The following is a 23,908-nucleotide window of genomic DNA, read 5'->3' on the forward strand; positions in this document are numbered from 1 at the left end:
CTCCAATCACAGGCCCAGATGTGAAAACCCGCTCCGAAGAACTCCAGGTATTTGTCGCCGTCATCGACTGCGGCTCGATCTCTGCCGCTGCCGAGCAGATGGGCCAGACCCCATCTGCCGTCAGCCGCACCCTGTCCCGCCTGGAGGGCAAGCTAGGTACCACCTTGGTGAACCGCACTACCCGGCGCATGGACCTCACCGAGGAAGGCCGTTTCTTCGTCGAGCGTGCGCGCTTGATTTTGCAGCAGATGGACGACATGGAAGAGCGCCTGTCGATGAACCGCCAGACCGCCACCGGGCGTCTGCGTATCAACGCCGCTGCGCCATTCATGCTGCATGCCATCCTGCCGTGGATCGGCGAGTTCCGCCGCCAGTACCCGGGCATCGAGCTGGAGCTGAACACCGACGACCTGATCATCGACCTGCTGGAACAGAGCACCGATGTGGCAATACGCATTGGTGAGCTGGCCGATTCCAGCCTGCACGCACGTAACCTGGGTTGCAGCCCGGTGCAGGTGCTGGCCAGCCCGGCCTATCTGGAACAGCACGGCACGCCACAGCGCGTCGAGGACCTGGCCAACCATTGCCTGCTTGGCTTCAGCCAACCCGAGTCGCTCAACCACTGGCCGCTACGGCATGCCCAGGGCGATCGCTGGAGCATCCGCCCGGCGCTTATCGCCTCCAGCGGGGAGACCTTGCGCCAGCTGGCACTGGCTGGCGAAGGCATCGTCAGCCTGTCGCACTTCATGACCCACGAAGACATCCGGGCCGGGCGCCTGCAGGTGCTGCTGAGCGAGGCCAACAACGGCTACCGCCAGCCGATCCACGCGGTGTACTACCGTAATACCCAGTTGGCGCTGCGTATCCAGTGCTTTCTCGATTTCATCCAGCGCAAGCTTGCGATGTACGCCTGCTGAGTTGCCTGAACGCGACAGATCCTGTCCACAGGCGGCGAAACTTCCTTCGGTTGATTGCACAGTCGCAGCGCTTCGGCCTTACTGACTGCTCAACAAAAACAACACCAAGGAAGTGTCATGCGTATTGTTCCGTTCCAGTACCTGGCTCTCGCGGCCGCGATCCTGAGCTGTTCCTCGGTTTACGCCGCCAATCTGGAGGGCGGCGCGGTGGCTGCACCTGATCAATATGGTGCACAGGTAGCCGCCGATATCCTGAAAAAGGGCGGCAACGCGGTAGATGCTGCAGTGGCCACGGCATTCACCCTGGCGGTGACGTACCCCGAGGCCGGTAACATCGGCGGTGGTGGCTTCATGACCCTCTTCGTTGACGGCAAGCCGTACTTCCTCGACTACCGTGAGGTTGCGCCCAAGGCTGCCACGCGCAACATGTACCTGGACGACAAGGGCGAGGTGATCGAGAACCTTAGCCTGGTCGGTGTACGCGCCGCTGGCGTGCCCGGCACGGTGATGGGCCTGTGGGAGGCGCACAAGAAGTTCGGCAAGCTGCCCTGGAGCGAGCTGCTGACCCCGGCCATCGGCTATGCGAAAAACGGCTTCAAGGTGGCGGAAAAGCAATACCAGTACCGCAACGATGCCCAAGGCATGTTCAAGACCGCGACCAACTTCAACGACTACTTTGGCAACATGAAGGTCGGCGAGTTGTTCAAGCAGCCGGAAATGGCACAGACCCTGGAACGTATCGCCGACAAGGGCGTAAGCGAGTTCTACCAGGGCAAGACCGCCGACTTGCTGGTGGCCCAGATGCAGGCCGACAAGGGCCTGATCACCAAAGAAGACCTGAAGGACTACAAGGCCGTATGGCGTGAGCCCATGGCCGTGAGCTGGCGTGGCAACGTGGTCTACACCGCGCCACCGCCAAGCTCCGGGGGTGTTGCCCTGGCCCAGCTGCTGGGCATCAAGGAAGACCGCGCGGCGGACTTCAAGGGGGTGGCGCACAATTCGGCGCAGTACATTCATTTGCTGGCCGAGATCGAGAAGCGGGTGTTCGCCGACCGGGCGGATTACCTCGGCGACCCGGCTTTCACAAAAGTGCCTGTGGACAAGCTGGTGGCCAAGGATTATCTGGCCAAGCGCGCTGCGCAGGTCAACCCGAAGGCCATTTCCGACACCGACAAGGTCAAGCCGGGCCTGGAGCCGCACCAGACTACGCATTTCTCGATCGTCGACAAACAGGGCAACGCGGTCAGCAACACGTACACCCTCAACCTCGACTACGGCAGTGGCGTGGTGGTGAAGGGGGCGGGCTTCCTGCTGAACGACGAGATGGATGACTTCAGCGCCAAGCCGGGGGCGGCGAATGCCTTTGGTGTGGTCGGTGGCGATGCCAACGCCATCGAACCGGGCAAGCGCATGCTGTCGTCCATGAGCCCCAGCCTGATGACCCGTGACGGCAAGGTCGAGCTGGTGATCGGCACCCCGGGCGGGTCGCGGATCTTCACCTCGATCTTCCAGGTGATGAATAACCTGTATGACTACGGCATGCCGCTGGACAAGGCCGTGGCGGCGCAGCGCGTGCATCACCAGTTGCTGCCCAAGGACACCATCTACTTTGACAGCTATGCCCCGCTGACCGGGCCGGTGGCTGATGAGTTGAAGACGATGGGCTACGTGCTGGAAGACCAGGGTTGGGAGATGGGCGATATCCAGGCGATCCGGGTGGAGGGTGCGAAGCTGGAGACCGCTTCCGATCCACGTGGGCGTGGGGTGGGGATGATCGTCAAGTAATACCTGTCAGCACGCCGGGAGGGCCTTGCTCTCCTGGCGCGACACAAGGCCGCCTCCCCAAAGACCGGCGTACGTCGATCAATGGGGTAGCGGACTTGTGTCGGGACAGCGCCGAAGGTCAGACGCGGAACTGACTGACCAGCATCTGCAACTGCCCACCCAACCGTGCCAGCTCAACACTCGATGCTGCTGTCTCGTCGCTGGCCGCTGCGGTCTGCTCCGACACATCCCGCACATTCAGGATGCTGCGGCTGATTTCTTCAGCCACCGCACTCTGCTGCTCCGCCGCCGCAGCAATCTGCTGGTTCATCGACTGGATGCCCGAAACCGTACTGGTGATGTTTTCCAACGAGGCGCCGGCCTTGCGTGCCAGCTCGACGCTGCTGTCGGTCAAGGTACGGCTGCCCTGCATGGCGTTCGCCACTTGCTGAGTACCCTGCTGCAGGCTGGCAATCAGCTCTTCGATCTCTTCGGTGGACTTCTGCGTGCGCTGGGCCAGGCCACGCACTTCGTCGGCGACCACGGCAAAACCACGCCCGGCCTCGCCAGCACGTGCCGCCTCGATCGCCGCATTGAGCGCCAGCAGGTTGGTCTGTTCGGCTACCGACTTGATCACGTCCATCACGCTGCCGATTTTCTGGCTTTCCTGCTGCAGCAGGTTCATGGCCTCGGTGGAACGATGCATGTCCTCGGCCAGGCGCTCGATCTGGCCAATCGCTTCACCCACCACGCGGTCGCCAGCGCGGGCTTCGTCGTCGGCATTGGTGGCGGCATGCGAGGCCTGCTCGGCGTTGCGCGCAACCTCCTGAACGGTGGCGGCCATTTCGTGCATGGCGGTGGCCACCTGGTCGGTCTCAACCTTCTGGCTGTTGGCGCCGGCACTGGTCTGTTCAGTGACCGCCGACAGCTCTTCGGCAGCGCTGGCGATCTGCGTGACGCCATCACGGATGCCACTGATCAGCTCGCGCAGGGTCGTGCCCATGCGCGCGATGCCTTGTTGCAGCACACCCAGTTCATCGCGGCGGGTGACGCGCAGGTGCTGGGTGAGGTCGCCGCTGGCGATCTTCTCCACCGCCACCAGGGTGTCGTGCAGCGGGCGGGTGATCTGACGGGTAATCAGCACCGCTGCCAGCACGCCGACCAGCAGCGCCAGTAGCGTGGCGATGGCCTGCAGGCTGCGAGCCTGGCTGCTCTCGATGTCGCGGCGCTCCAGCTGGATCTTGTACAGCGCATCGCTGCGCTTGACGATATCGGCACCCTGCACGGTCATTTCGGCGCGTGAGGTGGTGATGTTGGCAACCGCGTCGCGGAACTGGCTAACGGCGTTGCGGTAGGCCAGCACCGCGCTTTCGAACTGTTGCAGGCGAGCCTCTTCGGTGGGCAGCTGGCGCTTGAGGTTGTCGATATCGGCCAGTGCGGCGTCCAGCTGGCGCAGAGCGGCTTGCTCGTTGGCGGCACTGTTGTCGGCAATATAGCCACGCACGTCGATGCGCACCTGCAGCAGTTGCTGGCGGGCCTTGCTGATCAACTGGTACTGGGCCAGGCGCGTGCTGTCGGCTTCTGGGCGCGCCATTACTTCCTGACTGAGCACGTCCATGGCCTGGTCGGCGCGGGAGGCTGAGCTGTCCATGGCTGTACGTGCGGAGCGGGTAGCGTCGTAGCCTTGGCGCATCTTGTTCAGCGACAACTTGTAGGCGCTGATGGTCTCGCCCAGTTCCCCCAGCAGCTTGACGTTTTCCGGGCTCTTGAAGGTGCTGGCCAGGTAGGCCTGTTGCTTGCTGAAGGCGTCCAGCTTGGCTTGGGTGTTGGCGGCTGCAGCATCGTCGCCGTTGGCGATCATGTACTGCAGGCGCGCGATGCGCAGGTCGGTGAGGTCCTTGTTCAGCTGGCCAATGTCACCCATCCAGTTGCTGCGATCGATCAGGCTGCCGAGGCTGGTCCAGCCGGTCAGGGCCAGCAGGCCGGTAAGGACCAGCACCAGGCCGAAGCCCAGGCCGAGTTTGAGGTTGACGCTGATGTTGGCGAACCAGCTGTTCATGCACGCTCTCCAGAAGTAGTTTTCGCTCGCTTGATCTTCGATCGCCAGGCGTTGTTGTTCTGGGTGCCCGCTGACTCGTGCAGGGGTTATCGGCAATGAATGCGGAAGCTGAAACGCTTTTTCAGCAAAATATGAGGGAGCGCTCTGGCGCGGGCGCTGTGGGAGCGGGTCTACCCGCGAAGCAGGCGACGCGGTAGATGGCACCGGCTTTGCCGTTGTTCGCGGCTACCGCCGTTCCTGAAGCGACCGCGTCAGCCTGTCGGGCCGGGTATCAGAGGTTGCGCGAACTGAAAGTATCGCAGCTGTTCACCTCACCTTGGGCAAACCCGGCCTTGAACCAGCGCACCCGCTGCGCCGAGGTGCCATGGGTGAACGAGTCCGGTACCACGCGGCCACGGCCTTGCTGTTGAAGGCGGTCATCGCCAATGGCATTGGCTGCGTTCAGTGCCTCCTCGACATCACCTGGCTCCAGCCAGTTCAGGCGCTTCTGTGCCTGGTAGGCCCATACCCCGGCCAGGCAGTCGGCCTGCAGTTCCTGGCGCACCAGCAACCCGTTGTCACCCTCCATGCGCTGACCGCTGCGCCGGGCGGCATCGACCTTGGCCGAAACACCCAACAAGGTCTGCACGTGGTGGCCGATTTCGTGGGCGATCACGTAAGCCTGGGCGAAGTCACCAGCTGCCGCAAAGCGGGTTTCCATTTCGCGGAAGAACGACATGTCGAGGTAAACCCGCTGGTCCGCCGGGCAGTAGAACGGCCCCACCGCCGCCGATGCAAAGCCACAGGCAGAATTGACCTGGCCACTGAACAGTACCAGTTTAGGGTCGCGGTATTGCTTACCGGCTTCAGCGAACAGCGCTTTCCAGGTGTCCTCGGTATCGCCCAGGACCGAGGCAACGAACTCGGCTTGCTGGTCATTTGCCGGCGGCGCCTTGCCGCCCGCACCACTGGGCGCCGTCTGCTGTTGTTGCTGCTCCATCTGGCCGGTGAGCTGGCCAAGAATCTGCAACGGGTCCTGCCCGGTGAGCCAGCCGATGCCGACAATCAGCAGTATTGCCCCGAGGCCCAGCCCCTTGCCGCCGCCGAAACGCATGCCGCCGCCACCGCCACCTTCGCCTCGGGCATCGACCACGTTGTCGCTGCGTCGGCCTTTTCGCCATTCCATGAATGCTCTCCGGAGCGTGAAACAAGTAGACAAGATTAGTCCACGACTGCGCCTGGTGTCAGACCAAGGTGTTAACCCATAACCAAATGGTTATGTTTAAAGCAGCTCAATTCAATATTCATCGCGCGCGACATGCTCGAAACTGCAAGTCCGCCTGCCACGCCCAGGCGTTCTCATAATTCCAAGAGAGGAAACCGGCATGCCCGCCCAGGACAACAGCCGCTTCGTGATCCGTGATCGCAACTGGCACCCTAAAGCCCTTACGCCTGACTACAAGACGTCCATTGCCCGCTCGCCGCGCCAGGCACTGGTCAGCATTCCACAGTCGATCAGTGAAACCACTGGTCCGGACTTTTCCCACCTGGGCTTCGGCGCCCACGACCATGACTTGCTGCTGAACTTCAACAACGGTGGCCTGCCGATCGGTGAGCGCATCATCGTTGCCGGCCGCGTCGTCGACCAGTACGGCAAGCCTGTGCCGAATACCCTGGTAGAGATGTGGCAAGCCAACGCCGGCGGCCGCTATCGCCACAAGAACGACCGCTACCTGGCACCGCTGGACCCGAACTTCGGTGGCGTCGGCCGCTGCTTGACCGACCGTGATGGCTACTACAGCTTCCGCACCATCAAGCCGGGCCCGTACCCATGGCGCAATGGCCCGAACGATTGGCGCCCGGCGCACATCCACTTCGCCATCAGCGGCCCGTCGATTGCCACCAAGCTGATCACCCAGCTGTATTTCGAAGGTGACCCCCTCATCCCGATGTGCCCGATCGTCAAGTCGATCGCCAACCCTGAAGCCGTGCAGCAGTTGATCGCCAAGCTCGACATGAGCAACGCCAACCCGATGGACTGCCTGGCCTACCGCTTCGACATCGTGCTGCGCGGCCAGCGCAAGACCCACTTCGAAAACTGCTGAGGACCCCGCCATGCCAATCGAACTGCTGCCGGAAACCCCTTCGCAGACCGCCGGCCCCTACGTGCACATCGGCCTGGCCCTGGAAGCGGCCGGCAACCCAACCCGCGACCAGGAAATCTGGAACCGCCTGGCCAAGCCGGACGCGCCGGGCGAGCATATTCTGCTGCTCGGCCAGGTATACGACGGTAACGGTCACCTGGTGCGCGACTCGTTCCTGGAAGTGTGGCAAGCCGATGCCAATGGCGAGTACCAGGATGCCTACAACCTGGAAAACGCCTTCAACAGCTTTGGCCGCACCGCCACCACCTTCGATGCCGGCGAATGGACCCTGCACACGGTCAAGCCGGGTGTGGTGAACAACGCCGCTGGCGTGCCGATGGCGCCGCACATCAACATCAGCCTGTTCGCGCGGGGGATCAACATCCACCTGCACACGCGCCTGTATTTCGATGATGAGGCCCAGGCCAATGCCAAGTGCCCGGTGCTCAACCTGATCGAGCAGCCGCAGCGCCGCGAGACGCTGATTGCCAAGCGTTGCGAAGTGGACGGGAAGACGGCGTATCGCTTCGATATCCGTATTCAGGGGGAAGGGGAGACGGTGTTCTTCGACTTCTGAATTAACGCCTGGGGCTGCAACGCAGCCCCAGCGATCCGACGATCAGCGCCGAACCAGCAGCACCCCACTCTCCATGTGATGGGTATACGGGAACTGGTCAAACAACGCGCAACGCTCGATGCGGTGGGTATCTTGCAACTGGGCAATGTTCGCCGCCAGTGTTTCGGGGTTGCACGAGATGTACAGGATCCGCTCGAAACGCCGGGTCAGCTCACAGGTATCCGGATCCATCCCGGCCCGGGGTGGGTCGACGAACACGGTACCGAACTGATAGCGCTTCAGGTCGATGCCTTCCAGGCGACGGAACGGTCGCACCTCATTCAGCGCCTGGGTCAGCTCCTCTGCCGACAAACGCACCAGCCGCACGTTATCCACAGCGTTCTCGTCGAGGTTGCTCAGCGCAGCATTGACTGACGTCTTGCTGATCTCGGTCGCCAGTACCTGACGCACGCGAGTGGCCAGCGGCAGGGTGAAGTTGCCATTGCCGCAATACAGCTCCAGCAGGTCATCCTCACGCTCGCCCATCGCCTCGAAGGCCCAGCTGAGCATCTTCTGGTTCACCGCACCGTTGGGCTGGGTGAATGCGCCTTCCGGCTGGCGATAGCTGAACACACGGCCGGCCACGTCGAGTTTTTCCACCGCATAGTCTCGGCCGATCACCAGGCGCTTGCCCTTGGAGCGGCCAATGATGCTCACGCTCAGGTCCTCGGCCAATTGCCGCGCCGCCACTTCCCAGGCCTCGTCCAGCGGGCGGTGGTAGCACAGGGTGACCATGGCATCGCCAGCCAGGGTGGTAAGGAACTCCACCTGGAACAGGCGGTTGCCCAGCGCTTCGCTAGCCTGCCAGGCCGCCTTCAGGCGTGGCATCAACTCATTGATGCGCTGGCTGGCGATTGGGAAGTCTTCGATCAGGATTGCCTTGTGCTTCTCGCCCGGGGCAAACATGGCGTAGTGGCGTTTGCCGTCCTCGCGCCACAGGCGGAACTCGGCGCGCAGGCGGTAGTGCTCGCGCGGCGAGTCGAAAACAGCCGGCTCCGGCGCGCCAAACGGCGCCAGCAGCTCGCGCAGCCGGGCCACCTTGGCGTCCAGCTGGGTGGCGTAGGAGGAGGGGTCGAAAGCAGCACTCATGCGTTGAACCAGCCCAGCTTGATGACGAACAGGATGGAAAGGATCACCAGCGCCGGGTTCAGGTCGCGGTGGCGGCCCGAAATCAGCTTGACGGCAGTCCAGGAGATGAAGCCGAAGGCGATGCCGTTGGCGATCGAGTAGGTCAGCGGCATGGCCAGGGCAGTCACTACAACCGGCGCGGCTTCGGTCACGTCGTCCCAGTTTATTTCTGCTAGGCCCGAGGCCATCAGCACTGCGACGAACAGCAGCGCCGGGGCAGTGGCGAAGGCAGGTACGCTACCGGCCAGCGGGGCGAAGAACAGCGCCAGCAGGAACAGCACGGCAACGACGATGGCGGTCAGGCCAGTGCGGCCGCCGGCGCTCACGCCAGCAGCGGACTCGATGTAGCTGGTGGTGGTCGAAGTACCCAGCAGCGAACCGGCCATGGCGGCGGTGCTGTCGGCGATCAGGGCACGGCCCATCTTCGGCATGTGGCCATCCTTGCCCATCAGCCCTGCGCGCTTGGCCACGCCGATCAGGGTGCCGGAGTTGTCGAACAGGTCGACGAACAGGAAGGCGAAGATCACGCTGACCAAGCCCACGTCCAGCGCGCCAGCGATGTCCAGTTGCAGGAAGGTCGGCGCCAGCGATGGTGGCATGGACACGATGCCGCCGAATGGCGTAACGCCCATCACGATCGAAGCGACGGTCACTGCCAGGATGCCGATCAGCACGGCGCCGCGGACCTTCAGCGACTCCAGGCCGACGATCAGGAAGAAGCCCAGGGTAGCGAGGACCGGAGCCGGTTGCTTGAGGTCACCCAAACCTACCAGGGTGGCCGGGTTATCGACGACGATACCCGCGTTATGCAGCGCGATCAGCGCCAGGAACAGGCCGATACCAGCGGCAATTGCCGAGCGCAGCGGCAGCGGGATGCTGTTCACGATCCATTCGCGAATGCGGAAGATCGACAGCAGGAAGAACATCACCGCCGACAGGAACACTGCACCCAGCGCCACTTGCCAGGTGTGGCCCATGTGCAGCACCACGGTGTAGGTGAAGAACGCGTTCAGCCCCATGCCCGGCGCCAGGGCGATCGGGTAGTTGGCGATCAGGCCCATGGTGGTGGAGCCGATGGCCGCGGCCAGGCAGGTGGCAACGAAGATCGCCCCCTTGTCCATGCCGGTCTCGCCGAGAATGCTCGGGTTGACGAACAGGATGTAGGCCATGGCCAGGAAGGTAGTGACGCCCGCGAGAATCTCGGTGCGCACGTTGGTGTTGTGTGCTCTTAGTTGAAACAGCCTTTCCAGCATGCCCGCTCCCCAAGGCGCCCCCGGCGCCATGAATGTATCGACCCCATCAGCAAAGCACAGACCGTACCGGTTGCCGTGGTTTTGTGTGGGGCGGAAAAAAGCCGCGCATCATACCAGCATGCATGGCGGGGGCCTATGGCCGTTGGGGAATGGGTTTTCGCAGCCTGTGCAGGCGATCGCGCCACAACAGGCAACCCATCAGCCGTTATGCAACCGGTCCCGCTTGGCCAGTGTGGGGAATAGCTTTATCCACACCCCGGTCACCACCAACGTGCCCACCCCACCCATCACTACCGCTGGCACTGTGCCAAACCAGTGCGCCGTCACCCCGGATTCGAACTCACCGAGCTGGTTTGAAGCACCAATGAACAGCCCGTTCACCGCGCTCACGCGCCCGCGCATTTCATCGGGCGTTTCCAGCTGCACGAATGAACTGCGAATGACCATGCTGATCATGTCTGCCGCGCCCAGCACCACCAGCACCGCCAGCGAGAACCAGAACGAGGTCGACAGGCCGAAGGCAATGGTTGCCACACCGAAAATGCCTACGGCGGTGAACATGGTGCGCCCGACGTTGCGCTCGAACGGGAAGCGCGCCAGCCACAGTGACATCAGCAACGCGCCCACCGCTGGTGCCGAGCGCAGCAGGCCGAGGCCCATCGGGCCGGTCAGCAGAATGTCCTTGGCGAATACCGGCAGCAACGCCGTGGCGCCGCCCAGCAGCACGGCGAACAGGTCCAGCGAAATGGCGCCGAGGATGTCGGGGCGGCTGCGGATGAAGCGGATGCCCGCCAGCAGCGACTCGATGCTGGCGCGCCCGCGCTGGGCGACCTGGCCGCGCGCCTGCAGGCTCAGTGTCAGTACGCAGGCGATGGCGTACAGGGCCACGGTGGGGCCGTATACCCAGATGCTGCCGAAGGCATACAAGAAGCCACCCACCGCTGGCGCGACGATGGTCGCCGACTGCGTGGCCGACGCCGACGCCGCCACTGCCCGGGGGAACAGACTGGGCGGCACCACATTGGGCAACAGTGCCTGGGTCGCGGGCATTTCGAACGAGCGCGTCGCGCCGAGCACGAAGGCCAACGCGAAAATCAGCTCGCGGGTGACGTTGTCGGTGGCGCTGCCCACGGCCAGCGCCAGGGCAATCAGCCCCTGCAGGCTCTGGCACACGGCGGCGACCTTGCGCCGGTCATAGCGGTCGGCGACATGCCCGGTGTGCAGCATGAACAGCACCCGTGGGGCGAATTCGACCAGGCCGACCAGGCCCAGGTCCAGCACGTTGCCGGTCAACTGGTAGAGATGCCAGCCAATGGCCACGGTGAGCATCTGAAAACCGCTGGCGGTGAACACACGGGCCAGCCAGAAAGCCAGGAAAGGGCGGTGGTGACGCAACAACTGCGGTGCGGAATCGGACATCGGAAACCAAGGGCCTCGGCGCAGTAGAGGAGGGGGCGCAGCGTATCATCTGTTTGTAACAAGCGGTTACTGTTTGCCCGAATCGGCAGCTTTCAACGCGGCACGATAGAGGGTGGGGCAACCGGTCACGCGGCAATCAACCGCACGGCCCATCTGGCCATTCGGGACTATGCTTCCTAGCAGTCGTTGATCTGGGTCAATCGTTCCAGAGCTAACGAGTTGGCCCTATGGGCCGGAATCCCTGCGATCGAACAGAACAATTCCAACGCGCCGTGCTCGACCAAGTGGGGGCAGTGGGCGACGGGGCCACAAGCCCAGACGCCGGATTATCTGAAGAGGAAGCACCATGTTCGGAATAGAGGCTTTAGAGCTCGCCCGAATGCAGTTTGCCTTTACCGTGTCGTTCCACATCCTGTTCCCGGCCATCACCATTGGTTTGGCCAGTTACCTGGCAGTCCTCGAAGGCCTTTGGCTGCGGACCCACAACCAGGTCTATCGTGACCTCTACCATTTCTGGTCGAAGATCTTCGCCGTCAACTTCGGCATGGGCGTGGTCTCGGGCTTGGTCATGGCGTATCAATTCGGCACCAACTGGAGCCGCTTCTCCGATTTTGCCGGCGCCGTCACCGGCCCATTGCTTACCTACGAAGTCCTCACCGCCTTCTTCCTCGAGGCCGGTTTCCTGGGGGTCATGCTGTTCGGCTGGAACCGTGTCGGCCGTGGCCTGCACTTCTTCTCCACGGTAATGGTGGCACTCGGCACGTTGGTCTCGACGTTCTGGATTCTGGCCTCCAACAGCTGGATGCAAACCCCGCAAGGCCACGAGATCATCGATGGCCGGGTGGTACCGGTGGACTGGCTGGCAGTGGTGTTCAACCCCTCGTTCCCCTACCGCCTGATGCATATGGCCACGGCTGCGTTCGTTTCGACCGCGTTCTTCGTCGGTGCCTCGGCGGCCTGGCACCTGCTGCGTGGGCGGGATAACCCGGCAGTGCGCAAGATGCTGTCGATGGCCATGTGGATGGCGCTGATCGTCGCCCCTATCCAGGCTGTGATCGGCGATTTCCACGGGCTCAATACGCTCAAGCACCAACCGGTGAAAATTGCGGCGATCGAAGGGCACTGGGAAAACGTGCCCGGCGAGCCGACCCCGCTGATCCTGTTCGGCATCCCCGACATGAAGGCCGAGACTACCCGCTTCAAGGTCGAAATTCCGGCGCTGGGCAGCCTGATCCTGACCCACAGCCTGGACAAACAGGTCCCGGCGATGAAGGAGTTCCCGCCTGAAGACCGACCCAACTCAACCATTGTGTTCTGGTCGTTCCGGGTCATGGTCGGCCTCGGCTTCCTGATGATCTTCGTGGGCCTTTGGAGCCTGTGGCTGCGCAAGCGCGGCACGCTCTACAGCTCTCGGCCGTTCCTGCATGTGGCGCTGTGGATGGGGCCCTCCGGGTTGGTCGCAGTGCTGGCCGGCTGGTTCACCACCGAAATCGGCCGCCAGCCGTGGGTGGTGTACGGCCTGATGCGCACCGCCGACGGTGTGTCCAACCACAGTTACGCCCAGCTCGGTTTTACCTTGGTAGCCTTCGTGGTGGTGTACTTCGCGCTGTTCGGCACTGGCCTTGGTTACATGATGCGCCTGGTGCGCAAAGGCCCGCAGACCGGTGAGGGGGACGAGACCAACCCCGGTGGCCCTGGCACCAAACGCACCCCGGCGCGGCCGCTGTCCGCCGCCGATGATGGCCACGAGGCCAACACCGTCAGCCTGAACAAGGGGAACTGAGCCATGGGTATCGACCTTCCGCTGATCTGGGCCGTGATCATCATCTTCGGCGTCATGATGTACGTGGTGATGGATGGTTTCGACTTGGGGATCGGCATGCTCTTCCCGTTCGTCAAGGGCGAGCATGACCGTGATGTGATGATGAACACCGTCGCCCCGGTGTGGGACGGCAATGAAACCTGGCTGGTACTGGGTGGGGCGGGGCTGTTCGGGGCGTTTCCGATGGCCTATTCGGTGGTGCTCGAAGCGCTTTACCTGCCGTTGATCCTGATGCTCATTGGTCTGATTTTCCGCGGCGTGGCCTTCGAGTTCCGCTTCAAGGCCACCGCCGAGAAGCGGCATATCTGGGACAAGGCGTTCATCTGGGGTTCGCTGATTGCCACCTTCTTCCAGGGCGTGGCACTGGGCGCCTTCCTGGAGGGCTTCAAGGTGGTCGACCGGCATTTCGCCGGTGGCACGCTCGACTGGCTGACCCCGTTCAGCCTGTTCAGCGGGCTGGGGCTGATCGTGGCCTACACCTTGCTGGGTTGCACCTGGCTGATCATGAAAACCGAAGGGTCGCTGCAGAAAACGATGCACGACATTGCCCGGCCACTGGCGCTGGTGCTGCTGGCAGTGATCGGTATCGTCAGCCTGTGGACGCCCATTGCCTACCCGCAGATCGCCGACCGCTGGTTCAGCATGCCCAACCTGCTGTGGTTCATGCCGGTGCCGCTGCTGGTGCTGGTGACTTTCTACGGGTTACTGAAGGCGGTGGCGCGCAATGCGCACTACACGCCATTCCTGCTCACCCTGGTGCTTATCTTCCTTGGCTATAGCGGCCTGGGCATCAGCCTGTGGCCGAACATCATTCCGCCGTCGATCTCGATCTGGGATGCCGCATCGCCACCGCAGAGCCAGGGCTTCATGCTGGTGGGCACGCTGTTCATCCTGCCGTTCATCCTCATGTATACCTTCTGGAGCTACTACGTGTTCCGCGGCAAGGTGACCCACGAAGACGGCTATCACTAGGAGGGCCCCATGATGACTGGCAAGCATGGCTTGGAAGAGAAGAAGCCACTGTGGCAGCGGCTGGGTTGGCTGGTGCTGATCTGGGCGATGAGTGTTGCAGCGCTGGGGGTGGCGGCCTGGGTGATGCGGCTGTTCATGGGGGCTGCTGGCCTTACCACCCATTAAGAAAAGCGGAGTCTTTGTGGGAGCGGGCTTGCCCCGCGAACACCGGCGAAGCCGGTGACAGTCACCGCGGTGTCCAGTTCGCGGGACAAGCCCGCTCCCACAGCTTGAGCCTAGGGCGCCTACTTGCGGGCTTTCAGGATGACGAACTTGGGCGTAGCTGCTACCTGTTCAACCCCACGGAACAACCGCGCCAGCTTGCTGTGGTAGCCCAGGTGGCGGTTACCCACGATATACAGCGCCCCACCCACCACCAGCGCTTCGCGCGCCTGCTGGAACATGCGCCAGGCGAGAAAATCGCCCACTACCTGCTGCTGGTGGAACGGCGGGTTGCACAACACAACGTCCAGCGACTGCTTTTCGACCCCGGCCAAGCCATCGGCCGCCTCGAAAACCGCCGGGCGTTCACCCAGTGCAGCTTGCCAGTTCTCCCGCGCCGATTGCACCGCCATGTACGATTCGTCAACCAAGGTGTACTCGGCATCGGGGTTGGCCAGTGCGCTTGCAATCGCCAGCACACCGTTGCCACAGCCCAGGTCGGCTACCCGCGCACGGCCAAGGTCGCGTGGCAGGTGCGGCAGGAATGCCCGGGTACCGATATCCAGGCCCTCACGGCAGAACACGTTGGCATGGTTGATCAACTCCAGCGCCGGCACGTCGAGGCGGTAGCGGCTGGGATAGGGGGAGCGGGTGGCAGGCCGTTCGGCCACCGTAGCGGTGAGTAAGCGGGCCTTTTTCTGCGCCAGCGAGGCCTGTACCGGGCCGATGTACTTTTCCATCAGCTCACCGGCTGCACGAGGCAGGTGCTTGATCATTGCCCCGGCAATCACCTGCGCACCGGGTGCGAGGTGCCCCTGCAGGCGAATCAGTTGCTCTTCGAGCAGGGCCAGGGTCTTGGGCACACGTACCAGCACCCGGTCAAACGGGCCTTGCCAATGTTCGCTGGCCGTCACGAACGGAACACTGTCGAACGGCAGGCCATTGCGCGCCAGGTTCTTTTCCAGGGCCAGGTGCGCCAGATGCGAATCGCCACTGCTGACCACCTGCAGCTTGCCAGCCAGGCTGGCGGCCAAGGCACCGAAACTGTCGTTGAGCACCAGTACCCGGCAGTTTTCGGCAGGTGCCTGTTCGTGCAACTGCGCAAGCAGGTACTCGTCGGCGGCATCAAAAGCCTGCAGCGGGTCGTTGGCCTGCTCCGGCTGGCGGATCAGGTCGAGTTCGGCGTAGGGGGTGGTCAACAGGGGCATGGCGTCTGGCTCGGGTATGAAACTGCCCGTTGCGGTTCGCCCCGGGCTTTGCCGGGCGATTCTACAGGGCTTTGCCCAAGGTCGCAGGTTTGAAGGTCAGATCCAGCCACGCAGGGCGGCGATAGCGATGGCGCCGGCCTTGTTGGCGGCGTTGGTCTTGGTGATGACGCTGCGGATATGGAAGTTCACCGTGCTTTGCGACAACGACAATATGCAGGCAACATCGGCAGCGGTCTTACCGGCGGCCGACCATTTCAGCACTTCCAGTTCGCGCTCGCTCATTTTCGGCTGCGGTGGGCACAGCGCGCTCAGGTGGTGTTCGCCCAGCACGGAATGCAGGGTGTGGCACAGCCACTGCACGCTGCCGGCTTTGTCGTAAAGTTCGTTGATGCTGATGTCGCCGACAGGGCGGGCCACGCTGATCTGGCTTTCGTTGTGCTGCAGGTCGTGCAGTGACTGTGTCCAGCCATGACGCAGGCCATGCCGGCAAGCCGCTTCACGATAGTGCGGGGCTTCGCGATACAGGTCGTCAGTCCAGAGTACTGGCATGGTCGAGGTATGGCTGACATTGGCGGCCGGGTCCTGCTTGTAGAACTCGTCGCGCTGGTAACGCTCGATCCATTCATCTGGGTAGTTGCTGTACAGGTAGACCCTGGGCGTCTGCGTGGCGATCTGGATGCGAATGTTCAACCCGAGGTAATCCATGCCCAGGTCCTGTGCCAGGTGCACTGCGATGTCGAACAGCTTCCGCGGGCTGCGTTCGCTGACAAACGCATGTAGATGCTCAGGTTTCCAGTGAAGCATCTGAAACACTCCTTAGGGTTACAGGATCCAATCCGTTTGAGTACCCGGGTCATTGTAGGAAAAGACCTACCATGGCGTTGGGATTTTTTTGTTATAGCGGTCATGTTTTTCTGCGACTTCGGCACAATCACCCTCAATGTGGCCCTACAAAGCGATGGTTTTTATCCGGGCCACTTTAAGCGACACTGTGCACACGCCAAACCTGGAGCCCCCTATGACCGCTAGCGCCGAAAAATTCACCCGCCAGACCCTGCTCGATGTTCAGCCACTGACGCCGAACCTCTTCAGCCTGCGGGTTACGCGCGATGCCGGGTTCCGCTTCCGTTCCGGCCAGTTTGCCCGCCTGGGCGTGGCCAAGGCTGACGGCAGCGTGGTGTGGCGCGCCTATTCCATGGTCAGCGCGCCGCATGACGAGCACCTCGACTTCTTCTCCATCGTGGTGCCAGGCGGCGAGTTCACCAGTGAACTGAGCCGGCTGGGTGCGGGCGATACCTTGCTGATCGACCGCCAGGCCTTCGGCTTTCTCACCCTCGACCGGTTTGTCGGTGGACGCGACTTGTGGCTGCTGGCTACCGGTACCGGGATTGCCCCGTTCATGTCGATTTTGCAGGACTTCGAGGCCTGGGAGCGCTTCGACAATATCAAGCTGGTGTATTCGGTGCGTGAAGCCCAGGAACTGGCCTATGGGGAAGAAATCGCCGGGCTTGAGCAGCGCGATTACCTGGCTGAATTTGCCGGCAAGCTGCAGTTCATCCCGGTGGTGACCCGCGAGCAGCACCCGGGGGCGTTGAACCAGCGCATTACCACCTTGATCGAGAATGGCGAGCTGGAGAAGGCTGCGGGTCTGGAATTTTCGCCCGAGCATTCGCGGGTGATGCTCTGCGGTAACCCGGAAATGATCGACGAGACGCGCAAGGTGTTGAAGGCGCGTGACCTTCAACTGAGCCTGAGCAAGCGACCGGGGCAGGTGGCTGTAGAGAATTACTGGTAAAGCCAGTGGGGCTGCCAGGCAGCCCCGGCATGCTCAAGGCAAGCGGTTCTGGTTCTGCGTCTTGAGCAAGTCGCGAATTTCGGTCAGCAAGGTTTCTTCGGCAGAAGGTACCGGCGGTGCAGTCGGCGCCACGGCCTCCTCACGTTTCAGGCGGTTGATCACCTTCACCCCCATGAAGATGGCAAAGGCCACGATCACGAAGTCGATCACGGTCTGGATGAACTTGCCATACGCCAGCATCACCGCCGGCACATCACCTTGGGCTGCCTTCAGGGTAATGGCCAGGTCGCTGAAGTCCACGCCCCCGATCAGCAGGCCCAGTGGCGGCATGATCACGTCGCCGACGAAGGACGAGACGATCTTGCCGAAGGCCGCGCCGATGATGATACCAACCGCCATGTCGACGACATTGCCTTTGACCGCGAAGGCCTTGAACTCATTGAGCATGCCCATGTTTAGATCCTTGTAACAAAAGGTAAGGTTAACGCAGTGTAAGCCACTAGAACGCTTCATGCGCTGTGTTCAGGGGTAGTGACTGTAGTTAGAACGAATAGTTTTGTCGCATCCCGATGCGTTCGAGACACGTCCTGCTCGGCTATCATGGCGGTTTTTTCCAGGAGACCCCACCCATGGCCAAGGCCAAGCGCTTGTATGGCTGCACCGAGTGCGGCGCGACCTTCCCCAAATGGGCCGGCCAGTGCGGCGAATGCGGGGCCTGGAACACCCTGGTCGAAACCATGATCGAAAGCGGCGGTGCCGCGGCGCCCAGTAGCGGCCGCGCCGGCTGGACCGGGCAGCAGGCGCAGATCAAGACCCTGGCCGAGGTCAGTGTCGAGGAAATCCCGCGTTTCACCACCAGCAGCACCGAGCTGGACCGCGTGCTAGGCGGCGGCCTGGTGGATGGTTCGGTGGTGCTGATCGGCGGCGACCCCGGCATCGGCAAGTCGACCATCCTGCTGCAGACCTTGTGCAATATCGCGGTGGGCATGCCGGCGCTGTATGTCACCGGTGAAGAGTCGCAGCAGCAGGTCGCCATGCGCTCGCGGCGCTTGGGCCTGCCGCAGGACAAGCTCAAGGTGATGACCGAAACCTGCATCGAGACCATCATTGCCACGGCGCGGGTCGAAAAACCGCGGGTAATGGTGATCGACTCGATCCAGACCATTTTCACCGAGCAATTGCAATCGGCCCCCGGCGGCGTGGCCCAGGTGCGCGAAAGCACGGCATTGCTGGTGCGTTACGCCAAGCAGAGCGGTACGGCGATATTTCTGGTCGGCCACGTGACCAAGGAAGGCTCGCTGGCCGGCCCGCGGGTGCTGGAGCACATGGTCGATACCGTGCTGTATTTCGAAGGCGAGTCCGATGGCCGTCTGCGCCTGCTGCGGGCGGTGAAGAACCGTTTTGGCGCGGTTAACGAACTGGGCGTGTTCGGCATGACCGACCGTGGCCTGAAAGAGGTGTCCAACCCCTCGGCGATCTTCCTCAACCGTACCCAGGAAGAGGTGCCCGGCAGTGTGGTGATGGCAACGTGGGAGGGCACGCGGCCGATGCTGGTCGAGGTGCAGGCGCTGGTCGACGACAGCCACCTGGCCAACCCGCGCCGGGTGACCCTGGGCCTGGACCAGAACCGCCTGGCCATGCTGCTGGCGGTGCTGCACCGCCATGGTGGTATTCCGACCCATGACCAGGACGTGTTCCTCAACGTGGTCGGCGGGGTGAAGGTGCTGGAAACAGCTTCGGACCTGGCGCTGCTGGCGGCGGTGATGTCCAGCTTGCGCAACCGGCCGTTGGCCCATGGGCTGCTGGTATTTGGCGAGATCGGCCTGTCGGGTGAAGTGCGGCCAGTGCCTAGTGGGCAGGAGCGTTTGAAGGAAGCAGCCAAACATGGCTTCAAGCGGGCGATCGTGCCCAAGGGCAACGCGCCAAAAGAGGCGCCGGCGGGGTTGCAGGTGATAGCCGTGACACGGCTGGAACAGGCGCTGGACGCATTGTTCGAATAGTGAGCAGGAGCGAGCAAGCTCGCTCCTGCTGGCGGTCAGTGCTCGGCCACCGCCGTGCGCCTGACCGTTTCATTACCGTGCTCGTCCAGTTCCAGCATCGGCACTTCATTACCTTCGGCATCGAACAGCTTGCCATCCTTGAAGTAGTCGCCATCTCGCAGCGCGGAAATGTCCGAATACTGGATAGTGCGCTCGTAGGCTGCAGCGAACACCGACTGGTTTTCCGAGTTGCCGGTGGTGAAGTGGTTGAAGATCAGGTTCAGCAGAATGGCCATGATCGCTGCCGAGCTGATGCCCGAGTGGAAGATGGTCTCGAACCAGTTCGGGAAGTGGTGGTAGAAGGTCGGTGCGGCAATCGGGATCATGCCAAAGCCCAGCGAGGCCGCGACGATGATCAGGTTGACGTTGTTCTTGTAGCTGACCTTGGACAGGGTACGGATACCACTGGCCGCTACGGTTCCGAACAGCACGATGCCGGCGCCGCCCAGCACCGGGGTCGGCACGGCAGCAATCACCCGGCCCATGATCGGCAGCAGGCCGAGCACCACCAGGATGACGCCACCGGTGGCCACCACGTAGCGGCTCTTGACGCCAGTCACGGCCACCAGGCCGACGTTCTGGGCGAATGCGCTTTGGGTGAACGAGCCGAAGATCGGTGCCAGGATGCTCGATGCCATGTCGGCGCGCAGGCCGTTGCCCAGGCGCTTGGAGTCGACCTTGGTATCGATGATTTCACCTACGGCGAGGATGTCGGCCGAAGTTTCCACCAGGGTCACCATGATCACGATGCACATCGACAGGATCGCGGCGATATGGAATTCCGGCATGCCGAAGTGGAACGGCGTAGGGAAGGCGAACATCGGGCCTTCAGTGACCTTGCTGAAGTCAGCCATGCCCAGCGCCCAGGCGATCAGCGTGCCGACCACCATGGCCAGCAGGATCGACAGGCGCGAGATGGTCGCGCTGCCGAGTTTGCTCAGCAGTAGCACGATGGCGAAGGTCAGTGCCGCCAGGCCGATGTTGGCCACGCTGCCGAACTCGGGCGAAGCGCTGTTGCCGCCCATCACCCAGCGGGCAGCTACCGGCATCAGGGTCAGGCCGATGGTGGTGATGACAATGCCGGTCACCAGCGGTGGGAAGAACTTGGTGATGCGCGAGAACACCGGGGTGATCAGGAAGCCGATCAGCGATGCCGCCATGACCGCACCGAGCACGCCCGGCAAGCCGCCGCCGCCCTCGCTGCTGAGGATGGCCCCCATGGTCGCCACACCGGCGAACGATACGCCCTGCACCAGCGGCAACTGGCAACCAAAGAACGGCAGGCCGAGGGTTTGCAGCAAGGTGGCCAAGCCACCGGCAAACAGCGAGGCGGCGATCAGCATGCCAATTTCAGCGCCGTTCAGGCCAGCGGCCTGGCCCAGGATCAGGGGTACCGCAACGATCCCGCCATACATGGTCAGCACATGCTGCAGACCATAGGCCAGGTTGGCACCCAACCCGAGGTTTTCGTCCTCGGGGCGCTGGGCGGGAGACGTGCTAGGGGACGTAGTCATGGAGCAGGCTCTCTGTTTATTGTTGTGCCGCTACTGTAGACACTTCCTACAAATCATTGCCACAAAAATTGTATACAATATTTTGATTGGAGCGCGCACAGAAACGCTTGCACGGGGTGCGAAAACCCAATGCAGAAGCCGTACCAACTCGTCATAAGCTGTACTAAAGGGGTGTGTACAAAGTTCTGCTACCCAGCCTTAAAGCTGTCTGGGTAGACAAGAAACACCGGGTGGGGAAGCTATTAGCTAGCTAAGAGATTTCATTATTCGATGAGTTGACGCAGTTCACGCATCATTTCGGTGCTGTCGGCCACGTTCAATTCCACAAGACGGTGCAAATGGCACATCGATTCGATGTCGATGTACAGGCAAATGAAACCCAGCCGGTCTTCTTCTTCGTGGCGCAGTTCGACTTGCATTTTCACCTGGGTGTGCGAGTCCAGATGGATGATCGCGTCGAAGTCCTGAGTCAGGTCGGCGTCCCATTTTTCCGGTCGCTCTACCAGCAAGCCCTTGAGTGACAAGTCCAGCAACGTGGCAGGCCAGCGTTTGATGCCTTGGCGAAGTTCGGTAGGGGCGTCGAAGTCGATTCGCTGGAAACGGCGGCGTTCGTCGTGATCGCTCATGGCGTAGGGCCCTCGGGTGACATCCTGACTATAGTTAGATGGGTATGTGCATCAGGTACAGCAATCTGGCCGCAGAGGCTCTAGACCAAAGCAAGTATGGCAATGCCGCTTGACTGGCCCTAGACTCGGTGGGCGGTCTTTCCAATCCACCAGCTGGAAGCTAACCATGAACAACAATAATAGCCTGCTACGCCACATTCCGTGGCTGGCGCTGGCAGTCATAGGCGCATGCGCGTTGGGTGTGGTTGCCCTGCGTCGCGGCGAGGCGATCAACGCCTTGTGGATCGTGGTCGCGGCAGTGGCCATCTACCTGGTCGCCTATCGCTACTACAGCCTGTTCATCGCCACCAAAGTGATGCAACTCGACCCGCGCCGTGCCACCCCGGCGGTGCTCAACAATGATGGCCTGGACTACGTCCCGACCAACAAACACATTCTTTTCGGTCACCACTTCGCCGCCATCGCTGGCGCTGGTCCCCTGGTGGGCCCGGTGCTCGCCGCGCAAATGGGCTACCTGCCCGGCACGCTGTGGCTGATCGCCGGCGTGGTGCTGGCCGGTGCGGTACAGGACTTCATGGTCCTGTTCCTGTCTACCCGCCGCAATGGCCGCTCGCTGGGCGACATGGTGCGCGAAGAGATGGGCCGCATTCCGGGCACCATCGCCCTGTTCGGCTGCTTCCTGATCATGATCATCATCCTGGCGGTGTTGGCGTTGATCGTGGTCAAGGCTCTCGCCGAAAGCCCATGGGGCATGTTCACGGTGATGGCGACCATCCCGATCGCGATGTTCATGGGCGTCTACATGCGCTACATCCGCCCAGGCCGCATCGGCGAGATCTCGATCATCGGCGTGGTGCTGCTGCTGGCTTCGATCTGGCTGGGGGGCCAGATTGCTGCAGATCCGGTGTGGGGCCCGGCGTTCACCTTCACGGGTGTGCAGATCACCTGGATGCTGGTCGGCTACGGTTTCGTCGCTGCAGTGTTGCCGGTATGGCTGGTACTTGCGCCGCGTGACTACCTGTCGACCTTCCTCAAGATCGGTACCATCATCGCCCTTGCCATTGGCATCCTGGTGACCATGCCCGAGCTGAAAATGCCGGCGCTGACCCAGTTCACCGACGGCACCGGCCCGGTGTGGAAGGGCACTCTGTTCCCGTTCCTGTTCATCACCATTGCCTGTGGTGCGGTATCCGGCTTCCACGCGCTGATTTCCTCGGGCACCACGCCCAAGTTGCTGGACAACGAAACCAACGCCCGCTACATCGGCTATGGCGGCATGCTGATGGAATCGTTCGTCGCCATCATGGCCATGGTTGCGGCCTCGGTGATCGAGCCGGGTGTGTACTTCGCCATGAACAGCCCGGCGGCCGTGGTTGGCGCCGACGTTGCGTCGGTGGCTCAGACGGTAAGCAGTTGGGGCTTCCTGATCACCCCCGAGCAACTGGAGGCGGTCGCCCGCGACATCGGCGAGCACACCATTCTGGCCCGTGCCGGTGGTGCACCGACCCTGGCGGTAGGTATTGCGCAGATCCTGCACCAGGTGCTGCCGGGTGAAAACACCATGGCATTCTGGTATCACTTCGCGATCCTGTTCGAGGCGCTGTTCATCCTCACAGCGGTAGACGCCGGTACCCGTGCCGGGCGCTTCATGCTGCAGGACCTGCTGGGCAGCTTCGTGCCGGCCCTGAAACGCACCGAATCGTGGGGTGCCAACCTGCTGGCCACCGGCGGTTGCGTGGCGCTGTGGGGTTACCTGCTGTACCAAGGCGTAATCGACCCGCTGGGTGGCATCAACACCCTGTGGCCGCTGTTCGGTATCTCCAACCAGATGCTGGCGGGTATTGCCCTGATGCTGGGCACCGTGGTCCTGATCAAGATGAAGCGCGAGCGCTATATCTGGGTCACCCTGGTGCCGGCAGCCTGGCTGCTGATCTGCACCACGGCGGCGGGCCTGATCAAGCTGTTCGACCCGAACCCGGCTGTTGGTTTCCTGGCGTTGGCCAAGAAATACAGCACCGCCCTGGACGCCGGGCAGGTACTGGCCCCGGCCAAGGATATCGGGCAGATGCAGCACGTTATCTTCAACGCCTACACCAATGCTGGCCTGACCATCCTGTTCCTGCTGGTGGTGTTCAGCGTGCTGTTCTTTGCCCTCAAGGTCGGCTACGCCGCCCTGGGCCGCAAGGAGCGCAGCGACAAGGAAACCCCGTTCCAGGCACTGCCTGACGCTTGAGAGGACTGCAGCGATGTTCAACGACCTGGGTCGACTGGGTAAATACCTGGGGCAGGCAGCCCGCCTGATGGTCGGCATGCCCGACTACGACAACTACGTCGAGCACATGCAGAAGACGCACCCGGACAAGCCGGTCATGACGTACGAGGCGTTTTTCCGCGAACGTCAGGAGGCGCGATACGGTGGCAAGTCCGGGCCGAAGTGCTGCTGAGCCTTAAG

The 23,908-nt window shown here is 62.4% G+C and carries 21 protein-coding genes; 11 read left to right on the plus strand and 10 right to left on the minus strand.

All coding sequences use genetic code 11. The features are described 5' to 3' along the window. Nucleotides 1–20: 20 nt before the first annotated feature. Nucleotides 21–917, plus strand: a complete 897-nt coding sequence (locus OO258_RS20735) for a LysR family transcriptional regulator (RefSeq protein WP_110742498.1) — start codon at nt 21–23, stop codon at nt 915–917. A gap of 117 nt (nt 918–1,034) precedes the next feature. Then, entirely contained in the window at nt 1,035–2,702 is a 1,668-nt protein-coding gene (gene ggt, locus OO258_RS20740; RefSeq protein ID WP_266032254.1) for a gamma-glutamyltransferase, read from the plus strand. A gap of 118 nt (nt 2,703–2,820) precedes the next feature. Here ggt and OO258_RS20745 read toward each other — a convergent pair whose 3' ends face one another. Continuing rightward, nucleotides 2,821–4,740 (minus strand): methyl-accepting chemotaxis protein, encoded by a 1,920-nt coding sequence (locus OO258_RS20745; RefSeq protein ID WP_266032255.1) that lies wholly within the window; start codon nt 4,738–4,740, stop codon nt 2,821–2,823. A 271-nt stretch (nt 4,741–5,011) separates the two neighbouring features. Beyond that, nucleotides 5,012–5,905, minus strand: a complete 894-nt coding sequence (locus OO258_RS20750; RefSeq protein WP_110742501.1) for a neutral zinc metallopeptidase — start codon at nt 5,903–5,905, stop codon at nt 5,012–5,014. A gap of 199 nt (nt 5,906–6,104) precedes the next feature. On the opposite strand from OO258_RS20750, the gene pcaH reads away from it, so the two are divergent. Together pcaH and pcaG are read left to right on the plus strand one after the other, a co-directional pair. Continuing rightward, entirely contained in the window at nt 6,105–6,824 is a 720-nt protein-coding gene (pcaH, locus tag OO258_RS20755; protein WP_051100860.1) for a protocatechuate 3,4-dioxygenase subunit beta, read from the plus strand. 10 nt (nt 6,825–6,834) lie between these two features. Next, entirely contained in the window at nt 6,835–7,440 is a 606-nt protein-coding gene (gene pcaG / locus OO258_RS20760; RefSeq protein ID WP_003251601.1) for a protocatechuate 3,4-dioxygenase subunit alpha, read from the plus strand. Between the two features lie 42 nt (nt 7,441–7,482). On the opposite strand, the gene trmA is transcribed toward pcaG, so the two are convergent. The 3 genes from trmA to OO258_RS20775 form a co-directional block, all read right to left on the minus strand. Then, a complete protein-coding gene (gene trmA, locus OO258_RS20765; protein WP_266032256.1) occupies nt 7,483–8,568 on the minus strand; it encodes a tRNA (uridine(54)-C5)-methyltransferase TrmA in 1,086 nt (361 codons plus the stop codon). Then, complete coding sequence (locus OO258_RS20770) at nt 8,565–9,860, minus strand: NCS2 family permease (protein WP_266032257.1); 1,296 nt, start codon at nt 9,858–9,860, stop codon at nt 8,565–8,567. The genes trmA and OO258_RS20770 overlap by 4 nt, the downstream gene beginning before the upstream one ends. Before the next feature lie 198 nt (nt 9,861–10,058). Then, nucleotides 10,059–11,279, minus strand: coding sequence for an MFS transporter (locus OO258_RS20775; protein ID WP_110742504.1), 1,221 nt, complete (start codon nt 11,277–11,279; stop codon nt 10,059–10,061). A 346-nt stretch (nt 11,280–11,625) separates the two neighbouring features. On the opposite strand from OO258_RS20775, the gene OO258_RS20780 reads away from it, so the two are divergent. From OO258_RS20780 to OO258_RS20790, 3 genes are read left to right on the plus strand one after another with little or no spacing between them, the layout of a single operon-like run. Then, nucleotides 11,626–13,062 carry a cytochrome ubiquinol oxidase subunit I gene (locus OO258_RS20780; protein ID WP_266032258.1) on the plus strand — a complete coding sequence of 479 codons (1,437 nt, stop codon included), beginning with the start codon at nt 11,626–11,628 and terminating at the stop codon, nt 13,060–13,062. A gap of 3 nt (nt 13,063–13,065) precedes the next feature. Then, nucleotides 13,066–14,073, plus strand: coding sequence for a cytochrome d ubiquinol oxidase subunit II (gene cydB, locus OO258_RS20785; RefSeq protein ID WP_266032259.1), 1,008 nt, complete (start codon nt 13,066–13,068; stop codon nt 14,071–14,073). Nucleotides 14,074–14,082: 9 nt separating this feature from the next. Continuing rightward, nucleotides 14,083–14,238 (plus strand): DUF2474 domain-containing protein, encoded by a 156-nt coding sequence (locus OO258_RS20790; protein ID WP_016489104.1) that lies wholly within the window; start codon nt 14,083–14,085, stop codon nt 14,236–14,238. Between the two features lie 119 nt (nt 14,239–14,357). On the opposite strand, the gene OO258_RS20795 is transcribed toward OO258_RS20790, so the two are convergent. Next, nucleotides 14,358–15,482, minus strand: a complete 1,125-nt coding sequence (locus OO258_RS20795; RefSeq protein ID WP_266032260.1) for a methyltransferase — start codon at nt 15,480–15,482, stop codon at nt 14,358–14,360. A 96-nt stretch (nt 15,483–15,578) separates the two neighbouring features. Beyond that, on the minus strand, nt 15,579–16,286 hold the full coding sequence (locus tag OO258_RS20800) for an autoinducer binding domain-containing protein (protein ID WP_266032261.1): 708 nt from the start codon (nt 16,284–16,286) through the stop codon (nt 15,579–15,581). Nucleotides 16,287–16,500: 214 nt separating this feature from the next. Between OO258_RS20800 and OO258_RS20805 the strand changes: the two genes are divergently transcribed. Beyond that, nucleotides 16,501–17,277 carry a ferredoxin--NADP reductase gene (locus tag OO258_RS20805; RefSeq protein WP_266032262.1) on the plus strand — a complete coding sequence of 259 codons (777 nt, stop codon included), beginning with the start codon at nt 16,501–16,503 and terminating at the stop codon, nt 17,275–17,277. 33 nt (nt 17,278–17,310) lie between these two features. Here the strand turns inward: OO258_RS20805 and mscL are convergent, their stop codons facing one another. Continuing rightward, nucleotides 17,311–17,730 carry a large-conductance mechanosensitive channel protein MscL gene (mscL, locus tag OO258_RS20810; protein ID WP_266032263.1) on the minus strand — a complete coding sequence of 140 codons (420 nt, stop codon included), beginning with the start codon at nt 17,728–17,730 and terminating at the stop codon, nt 17,311–17,313. Between the two features lie 176 nt (nt 17,731–17,906). On the opposite strand from mscL, the gene radA reads away from it, so the two are divergent. Further along, a complete protein-coding gene (gene radA, locus OO258_RS20815) occupies nt 17,907–19,277 on the plus strand; it encodes a DNA repair protein RadA (RefSeq protein WP_110742511.1) in 1,371 nt (456 codons plus the stop codon). A 35-nt stretch (nt 19,278–19,312) separates the two neighbouring features. On the opposite strand, the gene OO258_RS20820 is transcribed toward radA, so the two are convergent. Together OO258_RS20820 and OO258_RS20825 are read right to left on the minus strand one after the other, a co-directional pair. Continuing rightward, nucleotides 19,313–20,830, minus strand: coding sequence for a nucleobase:cation symporter-2 family protein (locus OO258_RS20820; RefSeq protein WP_110742512.1), 1,518 nt, complete (start codon nt 20,828–20,830; stop codon nt 19,313–19,315). Nucleotides 20,831–21,093: 263 nt separating this feature from the next. Continuing rightward, a complete protein-coding gene (locus OO258_RS20825; protein ID WP_266032264.1) occupies nt 21,094–21,456 on the minus strand; it encodes a PilZ domain-containing protein in 363 nt (120 codons plus the stop codon). A gap of 166 nt (nt 21,457–21,622) precedes the next feature. On the opposite strand from OO258_RS20825, the gene OO258_RS20830 reads away from it, so the two are divergent. Together OO258_RS20830 and OO258_RS20835 are read left to right on the plus strand one after the other, a co-directional pair. Next, the gene (locus OO258_RS20830; protein ID WP_266032265.1) at nt 21,623–23,689 is read left to right on the plus strand and encodes a carbon starvation CstA family protein; all 2,067 of its coding nucleotides are present in this window, start codon (nt 21,623–21,625) and stop codon (nt 23,687–23,689) included. A 13-nt stretch (nt 23,690–23,702) separates the two neighbouring features. Next, nucleotides 23,703–23,900, plus strand: a complete 198-nt coding sequence (locus OO258_RS20835) for a YbdD/YjiX family protein (RefSeq protein WP_266032266.1) — start codon at nt 23,703–23,705, stop codon at nt 23,898–23,900. Nucleotides 23,901–23,908 lie beyond the last annotated feature (8 nt).

This window comes from Pseudomonas sp. DCB_BI, assembly GCF_026240995.1.
Lineage (GTDB): Bacteria > Pseudomonadota > Gammaproteobacteria > Pseudomonadales > Pseudomonadaceae > Aquipseudomonas.

What these genes read in the sequence shown, in the direction of transcription:
- ggt (WP_266032254.1), top strand. Translation starts at nt 1,035, where the DNA reads ATGCGTATTGTTCCGTTCCAGTACCTGGCTCTCGCGGCCGCGATCCTG.
- OO258_RS20745 (WP_266032255.1), bottom strand. Translation starts at nt 4,740, where the DNA reads ATGAACAGCTGGTTCGCCAACATCAGCGTCAACCTCAAACTCGGCCTG.
- OO258_RS20750 (WP_110742501.1), bottom strand. Translation starts at nt 5,905, where the DNA reads ATGGAATGGCGAAAAGGCCGACGCAGCGACAACGTGGTCGATGCCCGA.
- pcaH (WP_051100860.1), top strand. Translation starts at nt 6,105, where the DNA reads ATGCCCGCCCAGGACAACAGCCGCTTCGTGATCCGTGATCGCAACTGG.
- pcaG (WP_003251601.1), top strand. Translation starts at nt 6,835, where the DNA reads ATGCCAATCGAACTGCTGCCGGAAACCCCTTCGCAGACCGCCGGCCCC.
- trmA (WP_266032256.1), bottom strand. Translation starts at nt 8,568, where the DNA reads ATGAGTGCTGCTTTCGACCCCTCCTCCTACGCCACCCAGCTGGACGCC.
- OO258_RS20770 (WP_266032257.1), bottom strand. Translation starts at nt 9,860, where the DNA reads ATGCTGGAAAGGCTGTTTCAACTAAGAGCACACAACACCAACGTGCGC.
- OO258_RS20775 (WP_110742504.1), bottom strand. Translation starts at nt 11,279, where the DNA reads ATGTCCGATTCCGCACCGCAGTTGTTGCGTCACCACCGCCCTTTCCTG.
- OO258_RS20780 (WP_266032258.1), top strand. Translation starts at nt 11,626, where the DNA reads ATGTTCGGAATAGAGGCTTTAGAGCTCGCCCGAATGCAGTTTGCCTTT.
- cydB (WP_266032259.1), top strand. Translation starts at nt 13,066, where the DNA reads ATGGGTATCGACCTTCCGCTGATCTGGGCCGTGATCATCATCTTCGGC.
- OO258_RS20790 (WP_016489104.1), top strand. Translation starts at nt 14,083, where the DNA reads ATGATGACTGGCAAGCATGGCTTGGAAGAGAAGAAGCCACTGTGGCAG.
- OO258_RS20795 (WP_266032260.1), bottom strand. Translation starts at nt 15,482, where the DNA reads ATGCCCCTGTTGACCACCCCCTACGCCGAACTCGACCTGATCCGCCAG.
- OO258_RS20800 (WP_266032261.1), bottom strand. Translation starts at nt 16,286, where the DNA reads ATGCTTCACTGGAAACCTGAGCATCTACATGCGTTTGTCAGCGAACGC.
- OO258_RS20805 (WP_266032262.1), top strand. Translation starts at nt 16,501, where the DNA reads ATGACCGCTAGCGCCGAAAAATTCACCCGCCAGACCCTGCTCGATGTT.
- mscL (WP_266032263.1), bottom strand. Translation starts at nt 17,730, where the DNA reads ATGGGCATGCTCAATGAGTTCAAGGCCTTCGCGGTCAAAGGCAATGTC.
- radA (WP_110742511.1), top strand. Translation starts at nt 17,907, where the DNA reads ATGGCCAAGGCCAAGCGCTTGTATGGCTGCACCGAGTGCGGCGCGACC.
- OO258_RS20820 (WP_110742512.1), bottom strand. Translation starts at nt 20,830, where the DNA reads ATGACTACGTCCCCTAGCACGTCTCCCGCCCAGCGCCCCGAGGACGAA.
- OO258_RS20825 (WP_266032264.1), bottom strand. Translation starts at nt 21,456, where the DNA reads ATGAGCGATCACGACGAACGCCGCCGTTTCCAGCGAATCGACTTCGAC.
- OO258_RS20830 (WP_266032265.1), top strand. Translation starts at nt 21,623, where the DNA reads ATGAACAACAATAATAGCCTGCTACGCCACATTCCGTGGCTGGCGCTG.
- OO258_RS20835 (WP_266032266.1), top strand. Translation starts at nt 23,703, where the DNA reads ATGTTCAACGACCTGGGTCGACTGGGTAAATACCTGGGGCAGGCAGCC.